Source organism: Sphingomonas sp. Leaf208 (assembly GCF_001421415.1).
Classification (GTDB): domain Bacteria; phylum Pseudomonadota; class Alphaproteobacteria; order Sphingomonadales; family Sphingomonadaceae; genus Sphingomonas.
Genome location: NZ_LMKH01000001.1, coordinates 700,545 through 723,890 on the forward strand (window position 1 = coordinate 700,545; position 23,346 = coordinate 723,890).

Annotated in this window: 17 protein-coding genes and 1 tRNA gene; 5 read left to right on the top strand and 13 right to left on the bottom strand. The window is 65.8% G+C overall.

Annotated features, from left to right (window positions below; genetic code table 11):
- Window positions 1-83: 83 nt before the first annotated feature.
- The 3 genes from ASE69_RS02985 to ASE69_RS02995 are packed head-to-tail and all read right to left on the bottom strand — an operon-like array spanning window position 84 to window position 4,770.
- A complete protein-coding gene (locus ASE69_RS02985; protein ID WP_082452781.1) occupies window positions 84-1,736 on the bottom strand; it encodes a GspE/PulE family protein in 1,653 nt (550 codons plus the stop codon).
- Window positions 1,733-3,946, bottom strand: coding sequence for a type II secretion system secretin GspD (gene gspD, locus ASE69_RS02990; protein ID WP_056482544.1), 2,214 nt, complete (start codon window positions 3,944-3,946; stop codon window positions 1,733-1,735). The genes ASE69_RS02985 and gspD overlap by 4 nt, the downstream gene beginning before the upstream one ends.
- Window positions 3,943-4,770 (bottom strand): type II secretion system protein N, encoded by an 828-nt coding sequence (locus ASE69_RS02995; protein ID WP_056482547.1) that lies wholly within the window; start codon window positions 4,768-4,770, stop codon window positions 3,943-3,945. Before ASE69_RS02995 ends, gspD begins: the two co-directional genes overlap by 4 nt.
- Window positions 4,771-4,907: 137 nt before the next feature.
- Here ASE69_RS02995 and ASE69_RS03000 point away from each other — a divergent pair, with 137 nt between their 5' ends.
- A complete protein-coding gene (locus tag ASE69_RS03000) occupies window positions 4,908-5,564 on the top strand; it encodes a prolyl hydroxylase family protein (protein ID WP_056483095.1) in 657 nt (218 codons plus the stop codon).
- Window positions 5,565-5,833: 269 nt separating this feature from the next.
- On the opposite strand, the gene ASE69_RS03005 is transcribed toward ASE69_RS03000, so the two are convergent.
- Window positions 5,834-8,626, bottom strand: a complete 2,793-nt coding sequence (locus tag ASE69_RS03005; RefSeq protein ID WP_056482550.1) for a TonB-dependent receptor domain-containing protein — start codon at window positions 8,624-8,626, stop codon at window positions 5,834-5,836.
- Between the two features lie 108 nt (window positions 8,627-8,734).
- Complete coding sequence (locus ASE69_RS03010) at window positions 8,735-10,363, bottom strand: hypothetical protein (protein ID WP_056058006.1); 1,629 nt, start codon at window positions 10,361-10,363, stop codon at window positions 8,735-8,737.
- Window positions 10,364-10,672: 309 nt separating this feature from the next.
- Between ASE69_RS03010 and ASE69_RS03015 the strand changes: the two genes are divergently transcribed.
- Window positions 10,673-11,008, top strand: coding sequence for a DUF6481 family protein (locus ASE69_RS03015; RefSeq protein WP_056048201.1), 336 nt, complete (start codon window positions 10,673-10,675; stop codon window positions 11,006-11,008).
- Between the two features lie 303 nt (window positions 11,009-11,311).
- Here the strand turns inward: ASE69_RS03015 and ASE69_RS03020 are convergent, their stop codons facing one another.
- The 7 genes from ASE69_RS03020 to lon all read right to left on the bottom strand — a co-directional run bounded on the left by ASE69_RS03020 (window position 11,312) and on the right by lon (window position 19,528).
- Complete coding sequence (locus ASE69_RS03020; RefSeq protein ID WP_056482553.1) at window positions 11,312-12,775, bottom strand: efflux transporter outer membrane subunit; 1,464 nt, start codon at window positions 12,773-12,775, stop codon at window positions 11,312-11,314.
- Window positions 12,775-14,391, bottom strand: a complete 1,617-nt coding sequence (locus ASE69_RS03025; protein WP_056482556.1) for a DHA2 family efflux MFS transporter permease subunit — start codon at window positions 14,389-14,391, stop codon at window positions 12,775-12,777. Before ASE69_RS03025 ends, ASE69_RS03020 begins: the two co-directional genes overlap by 1 nt.
- Before the next feature lies 1 nt (window position 14,392).
- Window positions 14,393-15,562, bottom strand: coding sequence for an HlyD family secretion protein (locus tag ASE69_RS03030; RefSeq protein WP_056482560.1), 1,170 nt, complete (start codon window positions 15,560-15,562; stop codon window positions 14,393-14,395).
- Window positions 15,559-16,197, bottom strand: a complete 639-nt coding sequence (locus ASE69_RS03035) for a CerR family C-terminal domain-containing protein (protein WP_056482563.1) — start codon at window positions 16,195-16,197, stop codon at window positions 15,559-15,561. Before ASE69_RS03035 ends, ASE69_RS03030 begins: the two co-directional genes overlap by 4 nt.
- A 254-nt stretch (window positions 16,198-16,451) precedes the next feature.
- Window positions 16,452-16,526 (bottom strand) — tRNA-Val (locus ASE69_RS03040).
- Window positions 16,527-16,734: 208 nt separating this feature from the next.
- A complete protein-coding gene (locus tag ASE69_RS03045) occupies window positions 16,735-17,031 on the bottom strand; it encodes an HU family DNA-binding protein (protein WP_268795398.1) in 297 nt (98 codons plus the stop codon).
- A 103-nt stretch (window positions 17,032-17,134) separates the two neighbouring features.
- Complete coding sequence (gene lon / locus ASE69_RS03050) at window positions 17,135-19,528, bottom strand: endopeptidase La (protein ID WP_056483098.1); 2,394 nt, start codon at window positions 19,526-19,528, stop codon at window positions 17,135-17,137.
- A 250-nt stretch (window positions 19,529-19,778) separates the two neighbouring features.
- On the opposite strand from lon, the gene ASE69_RS03055 reads away from it, so the two are divergent.
- The 3 genes from ASE69_RS03055 to ASE69_RS03065 all read left to right on the top strand — a co-directional run bounded on the left by ASE69_RS03055 (window position 19,779) and on the right by ASE69_RS03065 (window position 22,197).
- A complete protein-coding gene (locus ASE69_RS03055; RefSeq protein ID WP_056483101.1) occupies window positions 19,779-21,503 on the top strand; it encodes a M1 family metallopeptidase in 1,725 nt (574 codons plus the stop codon).
- Between the two features lie 113 nt (window positions 21,504-21,616).
- Entirely contained in the window at window positions 21,617-21,814 is a 198-nt protein-coding gene (locus ASE69_RS03060; RefSeq protein ID WP_056482566.1) for a hypothetical protein, read from the top strand.
- Complete coding sequence (locus ASE69_RS03065; protein ID WP_082452782.1) at window positions 21,811-22,197, top strand: c-type cytochrome; 387 nt, start codon at window positions 21,811-21,813, stop codon at window positions 22,195-22,197. The genes ASE69_RS03060 and ASE69_RS03065 overlap by 4 nt, the downstream gene beginning before the upstream one ends.
- A 2-nt stretch (window positions 22,198-22,199) precedes the next feature.
- Here ASE69_RS03065 and ASE69_RS03070 read toward each other — a convergent pair whose 3' ends face one another.
- A complete protein-coding gene (locus ASE69_RS03070) occupies window positions 22,200-23,324 on the bottom strand; it encodes a calcium:proton antiporter (protein ID WP_056482570.1) in 1,125 nt (374 codons plus the stop codon).
- Window positions 23,325-23,346: the final 22 nt, after the last annotated feature.

Sequence of the window (23,346 nt, forward strand, 5' to 3'; positions counted from 1 at the left end):
ACGGCTGATGGTGCGAGCGTGGTGAGCCCCCTCCACCAGCTTCGCTGGTTCCCCTCCCCGTTCCGGGGAGGAATTGCCGCGCGCTACGCAACTGCTGTATCCTCGACAACTTCAGTGGTGTCGCGTCGGGATACTCGGACGGCTTCTTCTGCGGTGGTCTGGCCGGAGAGGACCAGGTCGCGGGCCGACTGTGCCAGGTTCGGGGACTTCGCGAATGCGTGCGCTGTTATCTCCGATTCGTGACCGTCGGTGTTGATCAGGCGGCGGATCGTGTCGTCGATGCGGACGGCTTCGAAGACGCCGATGCGGCCCTTGTATCCGGTCTGGTTGCAGTCTTCGCAGCCTTGCGCGACGTAGACGACCGCGTCCGAGGCGATGCCGAGCAGCGGGGCTACCGTATCCGAAGCGGGCACGGCCTTGCGACACGTCGGGCAGAGCCGCCGCACGAGGCGCTGGGCGATCACTGCACGCAGCGTGGAGGCGAGCAGGAAGCTCTCGACCTTCATATCGCGCATGCGGGTGATCGCGCCGATCGCGTCGTTGGTGTGGACCGTCGACAGCACGAGATGGCCGGTCAGCGACGCCTGCACCGCGATCTCGGCGGTCTCGCGGTCGCGGATTTCGCCGACCATCACGACGTCGGGATCCTGGCGGAGGATCGCGCGCAACCCTGCCGCGAAGGTGAGGCCGACCTTGGGATTCACCTGGGTCTGGCCGACGCCGTCGACGGCATACTCCACCGGGTCCTCGACGGTGAGGATGTTGCGGCTGCCGTCGTTGAGCAGGCGGAGCGCGGCGTAGAGCGACGTCGTCTTGCCCGATCCGGTCGGGCCGGTGACGAGAATGATGCCATTGGGTTCGCTCAGTGCCTCGTTGAGCAACGCGAACAATGCGGGCGGCAGGCCGAGCGCTTCGAGGTCGATGCCGGCGTTTTCCTTGTCGAGGATACGCAGCACCACGCGCTCCCCTGCGCGCGACGGCAGCGTCGACACGCGGACGTCGAGCAGCTTGCCCCCGAGCGTCAGTCCCATGCGGCCGTCCTGCGGGACGCGGCGCTCGGCGATGTCGAGGCGCGCCATGACCTTGATGCGGCTGACGACGACGGGCGCGACGTTGGGCGGCATGCGCAGCGTTTCGCGGAGCACACCGTCGATGCGCATGCGGACGACGAGGCCGGACTCATACGGCTCGATGTGGATATCCGACACGCCGTTGCGTGCAGCGTCGGCGATGATGCCGTTGATGAGACGGATAGCGGGGGCATCGTCGGCGGTGTCGAGCAGGTCCTCCGCGGTCGGCATGTCGCCGGCGAGCAGGTCGAGTTCGTCGCCCATGCCGACTGCGGCGAGCGCGTTGGCCTGACCGTCCATCGCGTAGACGTTCGACAGAAGGCGATCGAACGCGACCTGCTCGACGAAGGTCACGTCGAACGGACGCGCGAGGTAGCGGCGGAGTTCGAGCAGGACCTTCGGGTCCGCGCCGGCGCGCATGGCGATCGTTAGGTGGGAATCGGTGTCGGTGTGGTCGACGACGACGCCGAACTTTCGGGCGAAGGCGTAGGGGATGGTGATCTGGGGGAGGTCACTGCTCCCCTCCCGCTCGCGGGAGGGGTTGGGGGAGGGAATGACATATCCCTCGATCGCGTCGTCCGTGAGTAAGGCAGCCCCTCCCCCGACCCCTCCCGCAAGCGGGAGGGGAGCAGTTGCGTCGATCTCGTGGCCTTCGCGGATGATCATTTCCTGGGCCGCACGACCATCGTCGAGGTGCGGACCGGCACCGCGATGCGCGGGTCTTCGATGTTGCCGGGGATCGGCGCGCTCGGGATCGGCGGGGCGGCACCCATGTAATCGCGGACGAGCTGGTCGATCGACGGCTCCGCACCGGGCTCCTGCAAGCCCTGTTGCAGGCGGACATAACCGTAGCGCTGCTCGGTCAGCTTGCGGCTGTCCTCCGCGGTGCGCAGGATCGTCGGGCGGATGAAGATCATCAAATTGGTCTTCGACCGCTGTTTCGCCTTCGACGTGAACAGGTGGCCGAGCACGGGCAGGTCGCCGAGCAGCGGGATCTTCTCGATCGTCCGGCGTTCGTTATCGTCCAGCAGGCCGCTGATCACCGCGATCTGCCCGTCGTCGACGGTGCGGACGGTCTCCACCTCACGCTTGTTGAGGATCAGGTCGCTGTTGTCGCTCGATACCGGCCCGGCGATCGAGCTGACCTCGAGCCGCAGATTGAGCTTCACCGTACCGGACGAGTTCACCTGCGGGCGCACGGTCAGCTCAATACCGACATTCTGGCGCTGCGTGGTGCGGAAGGCGTTGTCGAAATTGGTGCTGAGTGCCTGTCCCGTGGTGATCGGAATCTCCTGCCCGACGAGGCTGTGCGCCTCCTGGTTGTCGAGCGTGACGAGGTGCGGGACCTGGAGCAGGTTCGACGTCGTGTCGCTCTTCACCGCGTTGATGATCGCGCCGAAGAACGTGCTGCCGATCTTGCCGCCGAACCCACCAAAGCCACCGGCAGCCGCGAGGATCGAGGCGATTGCCGACTGCTGGAGCGTATCGGCTGCCGGACTGGTCGTGTTCGTGACGGTCGTGCTGCCATCGGTGTTGGTCGTCGTGGTGCTCGACGTATTGAGCTGGGTAGCGCCGATCGCGCCGGCGATCTGAAGGATGTTCGGTGCAGAGTTCGAGAAGGTCGACGCGCCAAACGCGCCGCCGCTGGGATCGCCGACGATGAACTGCGCGCCGAGCGTTTTCGCCGTCGAGTCCGATACTTCGGCGACGATCGCCTCGACCAGCACCTGTTCGCGGCGCGTGTCGAGCTGTCGGACGACCTCGTTCAGCTGCCGTTGGATCTCGGCAGGCGCGGCGATGACGATCGCGTTGGCGCCAGCAAAGCGCGTGACGACCACGGCCGACCGGCCAGCAGACGTGATCGCGGCTTGACCGGAGCCGGACGCGCCGCCGGATGAGGGGCCAGACTGTGGGATCTGCGGTTGCGAAACATTCGACTGGCCGCCGGACGCGCCATTGGTGCTGCTCGATCCGAAGTTCGAGCGCGACAAGGCGGTCTGCACCGGCTGCGTCGGAGTCTGGCCGACCAGTTCCTGCAACACCGGCAGCAACTGTTCGGCATCGGCGTTCTCGAGGAAGACGACCTTGATCTCGGTGCCATTACGCGCCTTCTGGTCGAGGTCGGCGGCGACCTGCGCGAGGCGGGCGACGGTGGTCGGATCGCCCCGCAGGGCGACCGCGTTCGAGCCCTCGACCGCGACGACCGAAGCGCTCGGACCGGAGCCAGCACCCCCGCCCTGCCCACCTTGACCGCCGCCGGTGCCAGCACCGATCAGACCCTGAAGCGCAGTCGCGATCTCCTTGGCACTGGCGTTCTTCAGCGCGACGACGCGGGTGGAGGACGTGTCGGTGTCGATCCGGCGAAGGACTTCGCGGATGCGGCGGATGTTGTCGGCGAAATCGACCACGACGAGACTGTTGCCGCCACGGTTCGCGCTGACCGAGCCCTGCGCGCTGACCAGCGGGCGAACGGTCTCGACCGCGGACTGCGCGTCGATCGCGCGGAGTCGGATGATCTCGGTGACGTAGCTGTTGCGCGCGGCGCCAGCGACGCCGATCCGGCTCGGCTGCGATGCGGCATTGTCGAGCGGCTGGACGCGGAACGCACCGCCCGAGGTCGGCACCGCGACGAGGCCGTTGGCGCGCAACGTCGAAAGGAATATCTCGAAATATTCGGAGCGCGACAGCGGGCGATCGGTGACCACCGTCACCTTGCCGGCGACGCGGTTGTCGATGATGAAGGTGCGCCCGGTGACCTTGGCGGCATCGGCGATGAACGCGCGGATATCGGCATCGCGGACGTTGAGCGTGGTCTGGGCATGAACGCCAGCCGCCAGCGCGAGAGCCACGACGGGGCCGAGAAACAGTTTTTTCATTGGGGGGGCGCGATCGTGATGGCGAGCGGCAGGGTATCCTGGCCGCGTTCTACGGTAATGGGGACGTTGCCGCCGCCCGCGAAATCCTTGGCGATGCGGTCGAGATCGCCGGGACCGGAAACGGGACGCCCGCCGATCGAGGTGACGACGTCGCCGTCCTTGAGCCCTGCGGAGCGGAACGCGTTGCCCGAGCCTTGCGAGCGGACGGTGAGCCCGCTGATGCGGCCGCCGTCGATGCGGGGGATGAAGCCGATCTCGCTGCGCAACTGCGCGACGGGGATGCCGACGACGGGGGCAACAGCACCGGCCGCACCCGCCGGTGCCGCGCCTGGGACGACCGGCGTGACGGCGCCCGACTGATCGAGGAACAGGTCCTCGTCGGCACCGCCCCGGTCGATCGTGACGTGATCGAAGGCGACCGCTTTGAGACGCACGCCGGGCTGAATCTCATCGCCGACCGCGACGCTCTGCTGGACGCCGTCGGGACCGGCGATGATCGCGGAACTGCGGCCCATCGCTTCATCCATCCGCGTGCCGAACAGGGTCAACTGGAGCGACGTGACGGTGGCGGGTGCGCCAGCCGCGCCACCGAGGCGGAAAAACGGATCGAAACCGCGCAGGATATCGGCGGGCGAGCCCACCACCATCGGCGCGGCCGGGCGCCAGTCGCCGAGCGGCGTGATCGGCGTCACGATCGTCCACGCCAGCCGCGCGCACTGCACCGCCAGCCCGGCCAGCAGCGCGAGTTCGACAACACTATAGACATTCACGACCGGCATACGCCGCAAGATACGGCGCGCCCGCGCGTCCAGCTTCAATCGCATCCGCGACCCACCCCAATTTCCCGCTCTCTTCGTCGCGTAGGCATGCCATGTTACAATTCCGCGTCAATGGCTTGCGCGTTGGTTGCTTCGATTCTGATGGGGTAGCGCTTCGCGTCGGCGATGGGCAGAAGACGCTCATGTCCGATCCTCTCCCGTCCAGCGGCTCCGGCCTGCCTCCCGAAGCGATCATCGCGCGGCTGTCCGTGCCTGGCGTGCAGCGCGTACCAAGCCCCAAGCTCGACCTGTTCGTGCGGCGCGACTTCCTGCCGCCGGACCTGTGCGCGACTCTGATCGAGCGGATCGACGCGGTGCGACGGCCGTCGACGATCTCCGATTCGAACGGCGATGCGAACTATCGGACGAGCGAGACGGGCGATCTGTCGCCGCTCGATCCGGTCGCGATCGAGGTCGAGCGCCGGATCGCGGCACTGACCGGACTCGACCCGGTGTACGGCGAACCGCTCCAGGGGCAGCGCTATGCGGTCGGGCAGGAGTTCAAGGGACACACCGATTATTTCGAGCCGAACGGCGTCGATTATCAACGCTATTGCGGGGTCGCGGGCAATCGGACGTGGACCGTCATGATCTACCTCAACCAGCCGGAAGCCGGCGGCGCGACGCGGTTCAAGGCGATCGACAAGATCGTCCAGCCGGAAACGGGCAAGCTGCTCGCTTGGAACAACCGGCGTGCGGATGGGAGCATGAACCCGGCGACGCTGCATCACGGGATGAAGGTGCGCGCGGGGGTCAAGTATGTGATCACCAAATGGTTTCGCGAGAAGCCCTGGGGTTAGGCTTGGTCTAGGACCATGATTGGTCCGGCGAGAACGGGCGGATTGGCGCAGCGGCGACTCCCGCAACTCAGCACCTAGCAATCTCAAAGCACCTCCCCGGCGAAGGCCGGGGTCCAGTTGGGCAACGTTGCTGACGGAGGACGGCGCTACGTTACACCGACCTTTCCAACTGGGCCCCGGCCTTCGCCGGGGAGGTTGCTCTTCTTGGGAGGTAGGTCGCTCCGACTGCGCTCCCCACTGGAGCGGAACCCGAACGACCGCCCCCTTCCTCAGAACGTCGTGCTGATCCCCAGCGTGAACACCTGACCCAGGTTATACCGGTTGATGTACACCTTGTTGCCGTTCTCGAACGTCTGGCCCTCGGTGAAGCGCGTCTTGGTGAGGTTGCGGGCCTCGGCCTTCACCTCGAACTTGGCGCCGCGCAGTTCGACACCCTGACGGGCGACGAGATCGAGGCGGATGCCGGGCTTTTCGATGATGTCGGGCAGAAAGCCCGTGCCGCCGAGGTTCGACGGGCCGCGGTTGGTTACGCGGTCGCTGGCGTAGTTGAACAACAACGTGATCTGCGACAGCCGCTTGGTATCCTCCAACCCGAGCTGGACGTTGACGAGGTGGTCCGACTGGCCGGTGAGCGGCGCGCCGTCGCGGAAGTTACCCGTGGCGGGCGCGAAGCCGGCCTGGCAGCCCGCGACCTTGGTCGTCTGGTCTACCACGTTCGGGACGCAGCTGCCGTCCACCGTGATCGACGACTGCGTATAGGTGTAGTTGGCGATGAACAGCAGGCGGCGCGTCGCGAAGAAATCGCTGCCGAGCGTGTCGAGCGGCACGTATTTCTGGAACTCGACCTCGCCGCCGTACAGCTTGGCCTTGGGCAGGTTGGTGAAGCCGGTCTGGAGACGATCGTCGGCGCCGGTGTAGAAACCGACCTGCTCGATCGGCTTGTCGATCCGCTTGTAGAACGCGCCGAGCGTGAAGCGCTGGTCACGCGCGAAGAACCACTCGTACCGCGCATCGAGATTGTAGAGCTTGGTATCCTGCAACAGCGGGTTACCGAAGAACAGGCGATCCGATTCGGGATCGCGGAACTGCTGTGGTGCAAGCTCGCGGAACTGCGGGCGCGAGATCGTCTTCGAGGCGCTGGCGCGAAGCTGCATGTCGGGCGCGAAGTTCCAGGTCAGCGTCGAGGCCGGCAGGAAATAATCGTTCTTCAGACGCGTCGTGGTCGCACCGATCGGGGTAACCCGCTCGTCCGCCGTCTCGTAGCGCACGCCGATCGTCGCGCGGACGCCGTCGGTCGCCTCGGCCTCGGCCTGGACATAGCCCGCATGGATCCGCAGCGACGCATCATATTGATACGCACCGAGCGGGGTGTTGAACTGCAATTCGAGCGAGTTGAGCGGATCGTTGGTATCGATCGCCAGCAGGTAATCCGGACGGAGCAGATTGTACGGATAGCCCGGCGCCGTGCCACCACCGCGCGGCGTCTGGTAGTTGAACTGGAGGCGCGACGACGTACGCTTCGTATCCGAGTAGAAATAGCCGGTCGACAGCGTCATCGGCCGATCGGTCGACAGCTTGTACGCCGCGTCCGCCTGCCCGCTGTAAAGGTCTTCCTTCAGTTCGCTGAAGATGATCGACGCGAACGGCGAGAAGCGCTGCGTCACCTGGTACGCGCCGTTGCACTGCGCGCCGCCGGTCCCGTTCGGATCCTGCACCGTGATCGGCTGGCCGGTCGTGGTGGTGTTCGAGCAGAGATAGTCGAACTGCCGCTCGTACGGCGCGTTACGCTTCGAATTGGCGTACGCTCCGCGGACATCGAGCGTCAGCGCATCGACGGGCTTGAACGCGCCGACCAGCTGGCTCTCGAACAGCTGGCGTTCGAACCAGTTGGTGTTCTGCTGGAAGCGCAGACCGCTCGAGTTGTTGTAGGTGGTCGCCGCCGACCCACGCGCCTGCTTCAGCGTGTCGTGGATGTAGACGTTGGTCAGCTTGATGCTGTTCTCGCCGAACTCGTAGCCTACGCCGATCAGCGCGTTGGCGACGATCCGGTTGTCGGTCAGCAGGGTCTGGAAATCGTTGCGGAGCAGCCCTTCGTTGGTGACCGAATCCTGCTGCGTGATGCTGCGTGTGCGGAAGGTGTTGCTCGCGCTGACCGACGCGATCACGCCAAGCCGGCCCGAACCGATGTCGAACACCGAGCCGCCGCTGATCTCGCCCGAGAAATTAGCGGGGAGCTGGTTGTTGCGCTGGAGCAGCGAGGTCGAGGCGTTGCTGAGCGTCGCGGCCTGCGCGGCCGAGATGTTGCCGGTGCCGCTCGGCGCGTTCTTGATGAAGCTCGGCACTTTCCGCGTGCCGTCGTCGAAGCCGATCCAGTCGGCATCGCCACCGTAATAGGTGTAGCCGAGTTCGCTGGTGGTCGCGGTGTCGGCCGAGACCGAGCCGCCGAACGATAGGAAGTTCTTGTCCGGGATCGCCTTGGTCGTGAGGTTGATCACGCCGCCGCCGAATTCACCGGGATAGTTCACCGAATAGGTCTTCTGGACCAGCGCAGAACCGACGATCGTGGTCGGGAAGATGTCGAGCGGGACCGAACGACGCAGCGGCTCGGGGCTCGGCAATGGCGAGCCATTCAGCAGCGACGACGAGTAGCGATCGCCGAGACCGCGGACATAGACGAAGCCATTGCCGACGATGCTGAGACCGGTAACGCGCGACAGCGCGCCGGCGATGTCGCCTTCGCCAGTGCGTGCGATGTCTTCGGTCGACAGGATCGAGACGACCTGCGGGGTCGCGCGGACGAAATTCGGGATGTTGCGGCCAACGACGACGATGTCCTCGCCGCCATTGGGATCATAGCCCGGCGTCGACACTTCGGCCTCTGCTCCGGCTGCTTGTGGCGCAGACACGTCCACCGGCGTCGAGGTCGGACCGGTCTGCGTCGTCGAGGCGGGTGGCGAGGCGGCTGGAGCGGGTGCAGCGCCGCCGGTCTGGGCGAGCACCGCGGGCGCGACCAGCTGCGAGGTCAGGAGAAGTAAGGTGGCATAGCCGAAGCGCGTTTGCATGGCCGAATATCCAGATCAGGGGGTCTATGGGCGAATGCCGGGGTGGTCTTTGGAACCACCCCGGCATCGCTGCTCACATCATCGACTGCGGAGAGCCGACCGGAAGCGTTACCGGCCGTTGCAGTTGAAGTAGACCGAGGTGAAGATCGGCGGGCCCTGGTCCTGTTTCGAGGCATCGGCCGCGCGGATCGTCGAGCGATCGGCCTGGCTGGTTTCCTGCGCGATCAGGTTGAGACAGGCGACGGTCGCCGGCGACTTCACGATGCCGTTGATGAAGCGCATGTCCGAACCACCACGCTGGCGGATCGCTGCCGGCGCAAGCGCGGTCTGCACGAACGTGAAGTTCGAATACTGACCGAAGGTACGGGGCAGCAGGTCCTCGGCACCGTTCGAGTCGATCTCGGTCGAGAATGAGTCGGCGGTCGCACCCAGCAGGCGCTGTGCGGCGATGATGAACTGCATGAAGCCGCGATAGCCGTTGTCGATATCGTAGCCGTCGTCGTCTGCGCCGGTGACCGCGAAATACTTGATGTTCGTGGTGCCGCCGAAGATCTCGATGCCGTCATCGGCCGAGTTGTGGCTCTGGACGTGATCGATCGTCGTGCCCGAACCGGTACCGCCGAGCGTCAGGCCCTGAAGCTCGTTGCCGTCGCTGATCGCGATGCCGCTGTAGCGGATCTGGACATACTGCATCGTGCCGCTGTTGTCGGCTGCCGTCGGGCCACCGTAGAAGCGCCCGGTGACGCCTTCGATCGCCTGCTGGCAGGTCGTGCTCGTGCCGCCGGCGTTGTTCGGGCCGGTTCCGGTGGCGCAGACCGCGACGGGTGCGCGACCGAGCAGGATGATCCCGCCCCACTGGCCCTGCGTCGCATCGCTGACGCCGTTGGCGGTCAGGTTCTGCTGCGACGTGAAGATGATCGGTGCATCGCGCGTACCGACGGCGCTGATCTTCGACCCGCGATTGACGAGCAGGAGATCGGCGGTGACTTCGGTCGAGTCCGCGGCGACGACGACGCCCGGTGCGATCGTCAGCGTCACGCCGGTATCGGCACCGGTCGTGCCGACATCGGCGCCGACTTCGGTCTGGCCGCGCAGGCGGTAGAACACGCCGGCGATCTTCGGCAGCGTCAGGCTGGACGTGATGTTGGTCGGCAGGCGGCAGGCGCGGAACGTCTGGACCAGGCCGTCATCGATCGTGCCGGTCGGGCACGCTGCGGCCGAACCGCCAGCGCCGACGGCAGGAACCGCGGTGCAGCGCGCGGTCGTGCTGCCGCCGAACTCGGCCGACGTGGAGGCGCAGGTCCAGCCCTGGAACGCGGTGTCGGTCGGGCCGTTGAGCGCGCCGACGAAGTTGGTGCTGGCGAAGAACGGGTTGATCGACGACGGGTCGGTCGCGGTCGTGGCGGACGTCGCGGCGGTCGGGTACACGCCGGTCAGGACGTTGGTGCCGCTGACGTTGTTGTTGGTGCCGGCGTTGACGATCGCAAGCTGCTCATCGGCGCTGATCGTGATCGTGCCGTCCGAGCGGCCGCCCGAGGTCGAGGCGAACTGCGCTGCCGTGATCGCCGACGGGGTTGGCGTCGGGGTGGACGGCGTCGGGGTCGGCGTAGCTGGCGGGGTGATGATCACCGTGCCTGCGCCCGGCGAAGCGACGTCGTCGGCACCGCCGCAAGCGGTGAGTGCGAGGCAGGCCGTGCCGGTCAGCAGGATCGTGCCGAGGCGAGTAAAGCTGGTCATGCGAAGGACTCCCGAGTCGTACCGTTGATTGTTCGGATCGACCCAGGCTCCCCCCTGCCGACCGTGACATGGCGGTTAGGCTGGCCAGATGACGCCGCGATGCGATTTCGATGACGCTTGCATGACTATGATATGACGGTTCGATGACTGTCGATTGGGGCGCCGCTGGCGTTCGGGGTTGAAAACCGCGCTATCGAACACATCTCTTCCGATCCGGCGCGCGATGATTTACAGGCGCTGCTAGAGTCACTGCCCACGCATTCCTGCGTGCGGACGGTCAGACCGATATTACAGGATTATCTCACGACAATGGCCTCTTTCAAGGACCCCAGCTTCCAGGACCGTACGAGCAGCGCAGCCGCCGCCAAGCAGAAGGCGCTCGAAGCGCTGCGCGCCAAGCCGCCGATCGACGAAGCCGTCGTAGCCGAGCGCCTTGCCGCGCGCGAGGCCAAGGAATTGGCCGAGCGCGAGAAGCGCGCTGCGAAGCGTGCTGCAGAGGATGAGGCCAAGGCTGTGAAGAAGGCTGAGGCCGAGGCTGCTGCTGCCAAGAAGCGCGAGGCTGAGGCTAAGGTCGAATTGACCGACGCCGAGAAGAAGGCGATTCGTGACGCTAAGTATGCGGCGCGGAAGAACAAGAAGAAGTGATTTTGGGCGGTCGTTTGGCCACCCATTTTTGATTTGCCCATTACCCGCTTGAAGCAACCGTCTCCAAAAAGACCGCCACCCCGGCGAAGGCCGGGGCCCAGTTGGCAAGGTCGAGGTAACGAAGCGCAGTCTACCGTTGGCAACGTCCCCCAGCTGGGCCCCGGCCTTCGCCGGGGTGGTGGCTAAGGAATGGACGAACCCCACCAACTAACTTGTTCTCCCGCGAAGGCGGGAGCCCAGTCTGGGCTCCCGCCTTCGCGGGAGAACAACTAAGTGTGAGTAACAGAAGGGTTGAAGCGGCCCCTACTCCGCCTGCTCCCAACCACCACCCAGCGCCTTGAACAGCGCCACCGTCAGCTGCCGCAACTGCGCGTCGCTCGACACCAGCTGTTCGCGCGCTGTCAGCACGTCCGTCTCCGCATTCAGCAGCGTCGTCTGCGCCACGAAGCCGGTCCGGTACTGCGACTCCGCCGCCTTCGCGCTGCTCTGCGCATCGACCACCGCGCGCTGCAAAGCCGCGTTCCGCCGCCGCTCGGCAGCAATCTGCGCGAGCGGATCCTCGACGTCGCGCAACGCCTGCAACACCGTCGAGCGATAGCGCAGATACGCCTGCTCGCGGTCTTCCTCGCGCGACTTCACGGTCGACTTGCGCCGGCCCCAGTCGAGCAACGGGAACTGCGCAGCGCCCGATGCGGTCAGCTGGAGGCTGTCACCCGAAAACAGATTGCCCAAAGCGGTCGAGATCAGCTGACTCATGCCGGTGAGGCTGAACTTCGGATACATATCCGCCACCGCAACGCCGATATCCGCAGTCGAAGCCGCCAGATCGCGTTCGGCTGCGCGGATGTCGGGGCGACGACGCAACAGCTCCGACGGCAATCCCGCCGGGATCGTTGGCACACCGAGCGGTGCGACCGACGGCGCCGCGAGTTCGGCCATCAGCGTCGCGGGCGGCTCGCCGAGCAGGATCGCCAGCGCGTGCATGCGGACGTCGACATCGGCGCGGACCGGCTCGGCTCGCGCTTCGGTCGAGGTGATCGACGCGCGCTGACGCGTGACGTCGATCGGCGGGACGAGGCCGACCTTGGCCGTGTTGCCCGCGATCTCGAGCGCCCGACGCTGGCGGACGATCTCGCCCTCGATCGTCGCGATCTGCGCCTGGTCGAGCCGCAACGCGAAATAGGCCTGCGCGACTTCCGCGGCCAAAGTCACTGCTGCGTCGCGCTTCGACCAGACCGCCGCTTCGGTCCGCGCCCGCGCGCCTTCGGTGCTGCGCCGGACTCCACCGAACAGGTCGAGCTCCCAGCTTGCATCGAAGCCGACCGAGTAGGTCGTGATCCCGCTGCCGGGGAGCGCGATGCCGCCGGTCGAGCCGGTGCCCCCTGCCCCCGTGCCGCCGCTGAACGCGCGTGCGATCGACGAGAGGCCGGCATTCTTGCTGAACTCGATATGGCTTGGGCTGGCGCTGGCGTTGACGCTCGGCAACCCTTGCGAGCGTGCGACGATCTCCTGCAACCGCGCCTGGCGCACGCGCGAGGCGGCGATCGCGATGTCAGGATTGCCCTTCAGCGCGCGCTCGACCAGCCCGTCGAGTTGCGGATCGCCGAATACCGACCACCAGCGGGCCAGGTCAACCGAAGTACCGACGCTAGCCTGCGGACCGACGAACGCCGGCGGTACCGCCATTTCGGGGGCGACGTAATTCGGGCCGACGGTGCACCCCGCGAGCAGGGTCGCAACCGCAACCACCATGAACCGCGCACGCATCAATGCATCCCTCCCGAGGGGGCGCTGCCGGTCTTGCCGGAGCGCATGAATAGAACCAGTGGCGCGACGACCAGCACGACTACCATCATCGCGCGGAACACGTCGAGGAACGCGAGCATCGTCGCCTGCCGCTGCATCTGGCTGTAGAGAACGGCCAAGGGCGTCGTCGCATCGCCCTGCCCGCCGAACACGCTCGTCGCCTTCTGCATCCAGTCGTTATAGTTCGGATCGAGCGGGTTGAGCGTCTGCGTCAGTTCCGACTGGTGACGCTGCAATCCGCCCGCGAGCTGAGTCTGCGCGAAGCAGATGCCAATCGTGCCGCCAAGATTGCGCGAGACGTTGAGCAGGCTCGATGCCTGCGCGGTCTGCGTCTGCTTGAGCCCGACATAGGCGATCGCGTTGATCGGCACGAACAGGAATGGCAGCGCCATCGCCTGGAACAGCCGCGCGAACGCCGCGTCGGAGAAGGCGATGTCGGCGGTCAGGTGGCTCATGTTCCACAGCGCGAACGCCTGCACCAGCAACGCCGGGAACAGCAGGAAGCGAACGTCGACCAGCCCGCTCAGCCGGCCCGCGAACGGCACCATGACAAGCGTCGCGAGACCGCCGGCGGTCAGCGCGAGCCCTGCATCGAGCGAGCTGTAGCCGAGCACCTGTTGCAGCATCTGCGGAATCAGCTGCGTGGTGCCGAACAAGATCATGCCGGTGACGCCCATTACGCCGATCGTCAGCGCGAAGTTGCGGTTCTTCAGCAGCTTGAGGTCGATCACCGGGTCCTCGTGGTTCAGCTCCCAGATGACGAGCGTGACCAGCGACACCGCGGCGATGATCGCCGACATGACGATGAACCCACTCGAAAACCAATCCTCGCGCTCGCCGCGATCGAAGGTGAGTTCGAGGAAGCCGAGCCCGAGCGCGACCAGCGCGACGCCGACATAGTCGATCGTCAGGCCGTTCTTGAAGCGCTCGTCACGGTCCTTCTTCACCTGGTCCGGCTCGTCGACGAAGGTCTCGACCAGGAACCACGCGGCGATGCCGACCGGCACGTTGATCAGGAAGACCCAGTGCCAGCTCGAATATTCGACGATGTAGCCGCCGAGCGTCGGCCCGAGCACGGGGCCGACGACGACGACGATCGCGAAGGCGGCGAACGCCATCCCGCGTTGTTTCGGCGGGAAGGTGTCGGCGAGGATCGACTGCTCGACCGGCGCCAGGCCACCGCCGCCAATGCCTTGCAGCACGCGGGCGACGACGAGCGTAGCGATATTGGGCGCAAGGCCGCACATCAGCGAGGCAAGCGTGAACAGGGCGATCGACAGCAGGAAATACCGCTTTCGACCGATCGCGTCCGACAGCCAGCCCGAGATCGGGATGACGATCGCGTTGGCGACGAGGTAGCTGGTCAGCACCCAGGTCGCCTGATCGGTGGTGATCGACAGCCCGCCCGAGATATGATCGAGCGCGACGTTGGCGATCGAGGTGTCGAGCACCTCCATGAAGGTCGGGATCGAGATGATCGCGACGATCAGCCACGGGCTGTACTTGCCCGCCGCCGACCGGCTTGGCGACCAGACATGGCCGCCGCCCGCATCAGCTTTCGCGGGAGCTTTCGCCACCTCAGCGGACCTTGACGGTCGGCACCACCGACATGCCGGGGCCGATCGGATAGCGCTTCGGATCGGGGCCGTTCTTGGCGTCGAACACGATCCGTACGGGGACGCGCTGGACGACCTTCACATAGTTGCCGGTCGCGTTCTGCGGGGGCAGCAGGGCGAACGCCTGGCCAGCGCCGCGCTGGATCGAGTCGACATGACCCTTGAAGTCGACGCCGGGATACGCGTCGACATGGATCTCGACGGGCTGGCCGATCTTCATCAGCGTGAGCTGCGTTTCCTTGAAGTTGGCCGTCACCCACATTTTATCAGGGACGATCGCCATCAGCTGCGTGCCGGGCGCGACATAGGAGCCGACATTGACCGAGCGGTTGACGACCTGGCCCGCGACCGGCGCGGTCAGGCGGAGATCGCCGATCGTTACGTTCGCCTGATCGACCTGCGCGCGGCGGGCGTCGATCACCGACTTGGCCGCACCCACCTGCTTCCTGGCGACGCTGATCTGGGCGGTGGCGGTGTCGATCTGCTCGCGGGCGGCGGCGGCATCGGCGGCGGTCTGGCGCGCGGTGGCGCGCGCCTGATCGAGCTGTTGGCCGGCGACCGCGCTCGGATCGAGCCGCAGCAACGCCTCGTAGCGCGCGAGATCCTGCTGGGCCTTTACCGCGGCGGCCATTGGGACGCGTGCCTGTGCCGCGGCCTGCTGGCGTTGCGCTTCGGCAGCGGTGACCTGCGCCTGAGCCTGCGCGAACTGTGCGCGGGCCTGCGATTCGTTCGCCTGCGCCTCGGCGACCTGCGCGTCGCGGCCGGATGCCTTGATGACCGCGAGCAGGCGGCCCGCCTCGACGTGGCGGTTGTCGATGTCCGCGACCTGCACCAGCGTGCCCGCGACCTGGGGCGCGAGGCGGACGATGTGCGTGTCGACGAACGCGTCGTCGGTCGACTCGAACTGGCGCGCGTGGAGCCAGTAAAGCACGCCGCCGATGATCAGCCCGCCGACGACGATGACAAGGATGATCCAGAACAGCGGCTTCTTGAAGACCGACGGCTTCTTGTCGGCCTCGTCCTCAGACTCGTCCTGCTGATCGGTATCGGACTGCTGGTCCTCGCCGTTCGGATCGTCTTTGCGATCCTCATCGTCATGGTTGGCGTCGGAGTGGTTCGTCTGGTCGGTCATGCCTGGCCCTGTTCTTCAGCACGCATCGAATCGAGAATGGCGTCGATATTGGCGTCGATACGCGCCTTGATATCGAGGATGTCGTTGGGTTCGAGCACATCGCGCTCGAGCAGTTTGAGACAGGTCGCGCGGTTCGCCCGCAGCGTGATGACCTGCCCCATCAAGGTGATCGTCGCGATCCTGCCGGTGCGGATCTCGGCGCAGCCGGTGGCGATGCAGACCAGGTCGCTCAGCCTGCGCACCATCTGGCCCATCACGCCGCCATAGATGCGCTCGAACGCCTCGCCCGGCTTCATCTGTTCGCGGAGCACGAACAGCGTCCAGTCGGCGCTTTCGTTGCTGGCCATCTTGTCCGCGAGTCGGCCGAAGATGCGGTGGATCTGGGCGCGCGCTTCGCTGGCGTCGTCCGCTGCTACGTCGTGCGACAGCTCGGATGGGTCGCCCATCACGGCCGACATACGCTCGGCGATCCGGTCGGCGGCGGCGAGGTACAAGCCCTCCTTGCCACCGTAATGATAGGTGATCGAGGACATCGCGGTGCCCGCGGCGGCGGCAATGCCGCGCGTGCTCGCCCCCTCCAGCCCCTTGATGCCGAATTCGCTGATTGCGATGTCTAGGAGTCGGGACTGGACCACGGAGGGCGTTTAGTTCGATCGAACGAACCAGCCTAATGAAGAAGCTGTCATGTTGCGTTGAGAGCTTACGTCGGAACCCCTTCCTCGCCGATGTCGTCATCCCGGCGCAGGCGGGGATCCATACCGGCGAACGTCACGCGTCTATCGCTCACGCTTGAGTTTATCGGTTCCCGCCTCCGCGGGAATGACGGCAGTGCCGTGCACGCCAGAAACAGCAACGCCGGCCCCTTCGTGCGAAGGAACCGGCGTAAATCTGGTGGGCGCGGCTGGGATTGAACCAGCGACCCCACCCGTGTGAAGGGTGTGCTCTACCACTGAGCTACGCGCCCGAAACTCGTTCGGAAGCGGGCCTTTAGGCAGGGGATGCCCGCCTGTCCAGCCCTTTGACGTCGATCACTTCGATCCTCCCCCGCAAGGGGGAGGTGGCGCCGAAGGCGACGGAGGGGGAGGACCACGCAACGAAGGGTACCGCTTACCGCCCCCTCCGTCAGGCTACCGCCTGCCACCTCCCCCTGGCGGGGGAGGATCGAGGGGTTGTTAGTTGACCGCGTCCTTCAGGCCCTTGCCGGCCTTGAACTTTGGCTGGGTCGAGGCCTTGATCGTCATCGGCTCGCCGGTGCGGGGATTGCGGCCGGTCGACGCCTTGCGCTTCGAGATCGAGAACGTGCCGAAACCGACCAGGCGAACCTCGTCGCCCTTCTTGAGCGATGCCTCGATCGCGTCGAACACCGCCTCGACCGCCTTGACTGCGTCGGCTTTTACCAGACCGGACGTATCGGCGACCGTCGCGATCAGCTCCTGCTTGTTCATATAATCCCCCGGAAAAACTCGAATCGGCCACGATAGACTCGCGACCGCAATCAGCGCGCAATAATGCGGCGGCCCCGTCTGCTGTCAAACGAAACCGCCGTATTGTCGCTTACGATCCAAACATGGATCAGTGGTGAAGACCACCCCCAACCGGTGCGATCGGTGCCGGCGGCAGTGCCGCCAGCTCGTCCGCATCGGTCCACTCGATTGCTTCCAGCGGTTCGGTCAGCGCCAAACGAAGCACCTCGTCGACGTGCGAAACGGGGATGATCTTGAGCCCCGCCTTGATGTTCACCGGGATCTCCGCGAGGTCCTTCTCGTTTTCGGCCGGGATCAGCACCGTCTCGATGCCCCCGCGCAACGCCGCGAGCAGCTTCTCCTTGAGGCCACCGATCGGCAGCACGCGACCACGCAGCGTCACCTCGCCGGTCATCGCCACCTCGCGGCGGATCGGCACGCCTGTGAGTGTCGAGACGATCGACGTGACCATGCCGATACCCGCCGACGGACCATCCTTCGGCACCGCACCCTCGGGCAGATGGATGTGGATATCCTTCCGCGCGAAAAGGCTCGGCTTGATCCCGTAGCTCGGCGCACGTGCCTTCACATAGCTGAACGCGGTCTCGATCGACTCCTTCATCACGTCGCCGAGCGTACCGGTAAGCTTGGCCTGCCCCTTGCCCGCGACCGTGACGCTCTCGATCGTCAGCAACTCACCGCCGACTTCGGTCCAGGCGAGGCCGGTGACCGCACCGATCTGGTTCTCGGTTTCGCCGAGGCCATGGCGATACTTCTGCACGCCGGCATATTCGCCGATGTTCTCGGGCGTGATCGTGACGCTGGTGGTCTTGTTCTCGAGAATCTGGCGCAGCGCCTTGCGGCACAGCTTGGCGATCTCGCGCTCCAGCGTACGCACGCCGGCCTCCCGCGTGTATTGCTGGATGAGCGTGCGAAGCCCCTCCTGCGTCAACGTGAACTCACCCGGCTTCAGGCCATGTGCCTCGATCTGCTTCTCGACCAGATGACGCTCGGCGATCTCGACCTTCTCGTCCTCGGTGTAGCCCTCCAGACGGATGATCTCCATGCGGTCGAGCAGCGCCTGCGGCAGATTGAGAGAGTTGGCCGTGCAGACGAACATCACGTCTGAAAGGTCGATATCGACCTCCAGATAGTGATCCTGGAACTTGCCGTTCTGCTCAGGATCAAGAACCTCGAGCAGCGCCGAGGCGGGATCGCCACGGAAGTCTTGGCCGAGCTTGTCGATCTCGTCGAGCAGGAACAGCGGGTTCGACGTGCCGGCCTTTTTGAGGTTCGTCACGATCTTGCCCGGCAGCGAGCCGATATAGGTGCGGCGATGCCCGCGGATCTCGGCTTCGTCACGCACGCCACCCAGCGACTGGCGGATGAACTCGCGCCCGGTCGCCTTGGCGATCGACTTGCCGAGCGAGGTCTTGCCGACGCCGGGAGGGCCGACGAGGCACAGGATCGGCCCCTTCAGCTTGTTGGTGCGCGCCTGCACGGCGAGATACTCAACGATCCGGTCCTTGACCTTCTCGAGCGCGTAATGATCCTCGTCCAGCGTCACCTGTGCGGCGGCGATGTCCTTCTTGATCTTCGACTTCTTGCCCCAGGGGAGCCCGAGCAGCACGTCGAGATAATTGCGTACGACGGTCGCCTCGGCGCTCATCGGCGCCATCGTCTTGAGCTTCTTCAGCTCCGACGTCGCCTTGCCGCGCGCCTCCTTGCTCATCTTGAGCGTCGCGATCTTCTGCGTCAACTCGGCGATCTCGTCGCCTTCGCCCTCGCCGTCCTCGTTGCCGAGTTCGCGCTGGATCGCCTTCAACTGCTCGTTGAGGTAATATTCGCGCTGCGTCTTCTCCATCTGGCGCTTGACGCGGCTCTTGATCTTCTTTTCGACCTGCAGGACGCCCAGCTCGCCCTCCATCGCCGCGAACGCCATTTCGAGGCGCTTCGACGGGTTGGTTTCGAGCAGGATCGCCTGCTTCTCGGCGACCTTGATTTGGACGTTGGCGATCACCGCGTCGGAGAGCTTCGACGCGTCCTCGATCTCCGACAGCTGCACCGAGGTTTCCGACGAGAGCTTGCGGTTGAGCTTGGCGTAGTTCTCGAACTGGTCGACCACCGAGCGCATCAGCGCGATGAGTTCTGGCCCTTCGACCTCGGCATCGGCGACCGGCTCGACCGTCGCGGTGAGGAAGTCGCCGCTCTCGTCGAGCGTTTCCAGAGTCGCGCGGCCCTTACCCTCGACCAGCACGCGGACGGTGCCATCGGGCAGCTTCAGCAACTGGAGTACGGTCGCGGTGACACCCATCGAATACAGGTCGTCGCGCGAGGGATCGTCCTCTGCGGGATCGACCTGCGCGACGAGATAGATCTCCTTGTCCGCCGCCATCGCCGCTTCGAGCGCGGCAACGGACTTATCGCGGCCGACGAACAGCGGCACGATCATGTGCGGGAACACGACGATGTCGCGAAGGGGAAGGACGGGGTACTGGGTCATGAACGCTCCGGTGGGTGCCTGCATGGGGGCATAATCTACAGCTTATATGGTGAGGATGAACCGTCCATCAATTGGTTGGCGGTGGTTAGGGGTTTTGGCGCCTTGCCCGAAGGCCTGCCGTTCTCCTGCGAACGCAGGAGTCCAGGGTAACGGGCGGCGGTTTTCGTGATCCTGGGCTCCTGCGTTCGCAGGAGAACGGAAGATGCTGGATCGCACTTGTATGCGTGCCGCTCAGGCGCGAGAACGCGGCATGATTGCACGCCTTCTACTTGCCGCCAGCGCCACCGCACTCCTTGCAGCCGCCCCGCTTCCCAAGAAGGGCGAGCCCGCGATTACCGCGCAGACGCAGCGGTCTGGCGGGGTGCTGACACCCGAGCAGACTGCGCTTCGGTTCGACAGCGCCGACCTTGCGTTCGAAGTGCTGCCCGAGACGGAGAGCCTGAACGGCGTCGCGACATTGGTGTTCACCGCGAAGGCCCCCCTCACCCGCCTGCCGATCGACCTCGACCGCAATCTGCCGGTGAGCGCGATCGCGATCGACGGCGTCCCGCTCGCTTCGTCGGCGTGGAGCAATCCCGAGGGACGGCTGACGATCACGCTGCCAAAGCCCGTCCCGGCGGGCGGCAAGGTCACCGCGAAGATCACCTATGGCGGCACGCCGCACGTCGCGGTGAAGGCGCCGTGGGACGACGGGATGGTCTGGTCGAAGACGCCCGACGGCCGCACGTGGTTCGCGACGACCGCGGAGGGCTATGGCTGCGACCTGTTCTGGCCGTGCCTCGACTTCCCGACCGGCGAGCCCGCGCTGGTGACGCTCCACATCACCGTGCCCAAGGGGCTGAAGGCGCCATCGAACGGCGTGCTGCTCGGGGTCGATACGCTGGCGGACGGCCGGACGACGTGGAACTGGCGTGCCAAGCATCCCAATACCTATGGCATCGCGCTGAACGTCGGGCCGTATGAGGAGATCAGCGGCACCTACAAGAGCCGCTTCGGCGACAGCATTCCGATGTATTACTGGTATTTGCCGGGCGAGAAGGTGCAGGCGGAAAAGCTGTTCGCCGAGTTCGCGCCGACGCTCGACTTCTTCGAGAGCATGATCGGCCCCTACCCGTTTGGCGACGAGAAGGTCGGCGTGGTCGAGACGCCGCACAAGGGCATGGAGCACCAGACGATCAACGCGTACGGCAACGAATACGCGAAGGCGCCGGAGGGGTTCGACTGGCTGTTCCAGCACGAGTTCGCGCATGAGTGGTTCGGCAACCAGCTGACCGCCGCGAACTGGGACGATTACTGGCTGCACGAGGGGTATGGAACCTACATGCAGCCGCTCTACGGCCAGTGGCGCGAGGGGCGTGCGCGCTATGCGGCGATGATGCAGGGCGAGCGCACCTCGATCATGAACCTCAAGCCGATCACGCAGCAGCGCGTCACCACCGAGGAGGAGGTGTACGAACTCGACAAGGGCGGCGCGGGGCAGGACATCTACTACAAGGGCTCGTGGATGCTCCACACACTGCGGGCGCTGATCGGCGACAAGGCGTTTTTCGACGTCACGCGGCTGGCGGTGTACGGGCGCGCGGATCCGAGGCCGGGCAATTTCGCGCCGCGGTTCGGGTCGACGAAGGAATATGAAGCGCTCGTCCGGAAGGTGACGGGGAAGGACTATGCGTGGTTCTTCGACGTGTATCTTCGGCAGGCGGCTTTGCCTGAACTGGTCGAGACGCGGACGGGAAATACGCTGGCTTTGGCCTGGAAGGTGCCGGGTAATGGCCCCTTCCCGCTGCCGGTGCAGGTGCAGATCGACGGCAAGACGCGGACCTTGCCGATGACTGGGGGGAAGGCGAGCTTGTCGGTCCCGGCGGGCGCGCATGTCGTGATCGACCCGGATGCGCTGGTCCTCCGCCGCAGCATTGCGCTGGAAGACGTGGCCGCCTGGAAAGCCGAGCAAGCCGCGAAGGCCAAGCCCCAATGACCTCTCCACCGTTCCCCCGCGAAGGCGGGGGCCCAGGGTCCCAGGAGACGACGCCCGTAACTCCTGGACTCCTGCGTGCGCAGGAGAACATCTGGGCGTCTCGCGCGGCAGAGATGGCTGCCATCTTCATGGTTGGGGACGGGTTGATCGGCTTGCTCCAACCCAGCCGCCATGTCGATCTCTGGAAAGACGATGCGCTTGGCACCGAGAAACTGGTGAAGCCCTTCGTCGACCGGCCCGGCCGCCGTCGCCTCTACGCCGTCGTGCAGATCGCCGCCGGTCTCGCCTTGGCCGCACGTCAGAAGCGATGACCCTGCCGCGGTGGCCCCTGCTGGCGCTGGCGCTCGCCGGCTGCGGTTCGAGCCCCGACGCCGGCACGACCAGCCAGATCGCCAGCGGCGAACGCGTCTTCCGCCGCTGCACCGCCTGCCACACGATCGGGCAATATGCGGGCGATACCGATGGGCCGAACCTCTATGCGGTCATGGGCAACCCGATCGGCGAGCGGCGCCCGCGCTTCTCCTACACCGCCGGGCTGAAGGCGCTTGGTGGCAACTGGGACGCCAAGCGCATGGACGTTTGGCTCACCAACCCGCGCAAGATGGTGCCCGGCACGACCATGGCGTTCGCGGGCCTGCCCGACCCTCAGGACCGCGCCGACGTCATCGCCTATCTGTCGACGCAGGGCCCCTGAGCTTACGGCACCACCGTCGTGAACAGATAGGCCGCAAAGATCACGAGGTGGACGACGCCCTGCAACACCGTCGTCCGCCCTGTGCCTAGCGACAGCGTCGCAACAAACAACGACAGCGCGAGCAGCGTCATGCTCTTCGCATCGATGCCGAGCGCGAGCGGTAGGTCGAGCACTAGCGACACGATCGCGACACTCGGGATCGTGAGCCCGATCGTCGCCAGCGCCGAACCGAGCGCGAGGTTGAGGCTGGTCTGCAACCGGTTGCGCCGCGCCGACTTGTATGCGGCAAGGCTCTCGGGCGCGAGCACCAGCGCCGCGATTACGACACCAACCACCGTCAGCGGCAGGCCGGCACCGAGCACCGCAGCCTCGATCGTCGGCGACAGCGTCTTCGCGAGCAGTACCACCGACACCAGCGCCACCAGCAACGCGGCGAAGGCGATACCCGTTGCGCGGCCCGATGGCGGCGCGGCGTGGTCGTCCTTGTCGTCGGTCGAGGGCAGGAAATAATCGCGGTGGCGCACCGTCTGTACCAGCACGAACGTCCCGTAGAGGATCAGCGAGACGACCGCGACGAACATCAACTGCGATGCCGCGTAGGTCGGGCCCTGTGTCGACGACGTATAGTTCGGCAGGATCAGCGACAGCACGGCCATCGCCGCGAGCACGCCGAGCGCCGCCGTCATGCCCTTCAGCGTGAACCGCTGCTCATGATGCCGCACCGCGCCCGCGAGCAGGCAGATGCCGATGATGAAATTGAGGATGATCATGATCGCCGCGAACACCGTGTCGCGCGCGAGCGTGGTGGCGTCGCCGGCGTTGGAGAGCATCAGCGAGACGATCAGCGACACCTCGATCACGGTAACCGCGATCGCGAGGACGAGCGTGCCGAACGGCTCTCCGACCTTGTGCGCGATCACTTCGGCGTGATGGACCGCGGCGAGCACGCTGCCGATCAGCACGATCACGGCGGCGGCGGTGCCGAGCGGGCCCATTTTCGCGAGGCCGACGAGGACGGCGAGCAGCCCCAGGCCCGGCGCGATCACCGTCCAGATCGGCAGTGCCAGACGGTCCGGCATCGTCTCCACCACGTGTTCGTTCGGTCGGTCGGCCACTTCGATCGTCATGCATGCTCCCTCGTTCCACTTG

What these genes read in the sequence shown, in the direction of transcription:
- ASE69_RS03065 (WP_082452782.1), top strand. Translation starts at nt 21,811, where the DNA reads ATGACCCTGCCGCGGTGGCCCCTGCTGGCGCTGGCGCTCGCCGGCTGC.
- ASE69_RS03060 (WP_056482566.1), top strand. Translation starts at nt 21,617, where the DNA reads ATGGCTGCCATCTTCATGGTTGGGGACGGGTTGATCGGCTTGCTCCAA.
- ASE69_RS03010 (WP_056058006.1), bottom strand. Translation starts at nt 10,363, where the DNA reads ATGACCAGCTTTACTCGCCTCGGCACGATCCTGCTGACCGGCACGGCC.
- ASE69_RS03005 (WP_056482550.1), bottom strand. Translation starts at nt 8,626, where the DNA reads ATGCAAACGCGCTTCGGCTATGCCACCTTACTTCTCCTGACCTCGCAG.
- ASE69_RS03030 (WP_056482560.1), bottom strand. Translation starts at nt 15,562, where the DNA reads ATGACCGACCAGACGAACCACTCCGACGCCAACCATGACGATGAGGAT.
- ASE69_RS02995 (WP_056482547.1), bottom strand. Translation starts at nt 4,770, where the DNA reads ATGCGATTGAAGCTGGACGCGCGGGCGCGCCGTATCTTGCGGCGTATG.
- lon (WP_056483098.1), bottom strand. Translation starts at nt 19,528, where the DNA reads ATGACCCAGTACCCCGTCCTTCCCCTTCGCGACATCGTCGTGTTCCCG.
- ASE69_RS03015 (WP_056048201.1), top strand. Translation starts at nt 10,673, where the DNA reads ATGGCCTCTTTCAAGGACCCCAGCTTCCAGGACCGTACGAGCAGCGCA.
- ASE69_RS03020 (WP_056482553.1), bottom strand. Translation starts at nt 12,775, where the DNA reads ATGCGTGCGCGGTTCATGGTGGTTGCGGTTGCGACCCTGCTCGCGGGG.
- ASE69_RS03070 (WP_056482570.1), bottom strand. Translation starts at nt 23,324, where the DNA reads ATGACGATCGAAGTGGCCGACCGACCGAACGAACACGTGGTGGAGACG.
- ASE69_RS03055 (WP_056483101.1), top strand. Translation starts at nt 19,779, where the DNA reads ATGATTGCACGCCTTCTACTTGCCGCCAGCGCCACCGCACTCCTTGCA.
- gspD (WP_056482544.1), bottom strand. Translation starts at nt 3,946, where the DNA reads ATGAAAAAACTGTTTCTCGGCCCCGTCGTGGCTCTCGCGCTGGCGGCT.
- ASE69_RS02985 (WP_082452781.1), bottom strand. Translation starts at nt 1,736, where the DNA reads ATGATCATCCGCGAAGGCCACGAGATCGACGCAACTGCTCCCCTCCCG.
- ASE69_RS03000 (WP_056483095.1), top strand. Translation starts at nt 4,908, where the DNA reads ATGTCCGATCCTCTCCCGTCCAGCGGCTCCGGCCTGCCTCCCGAAGCG.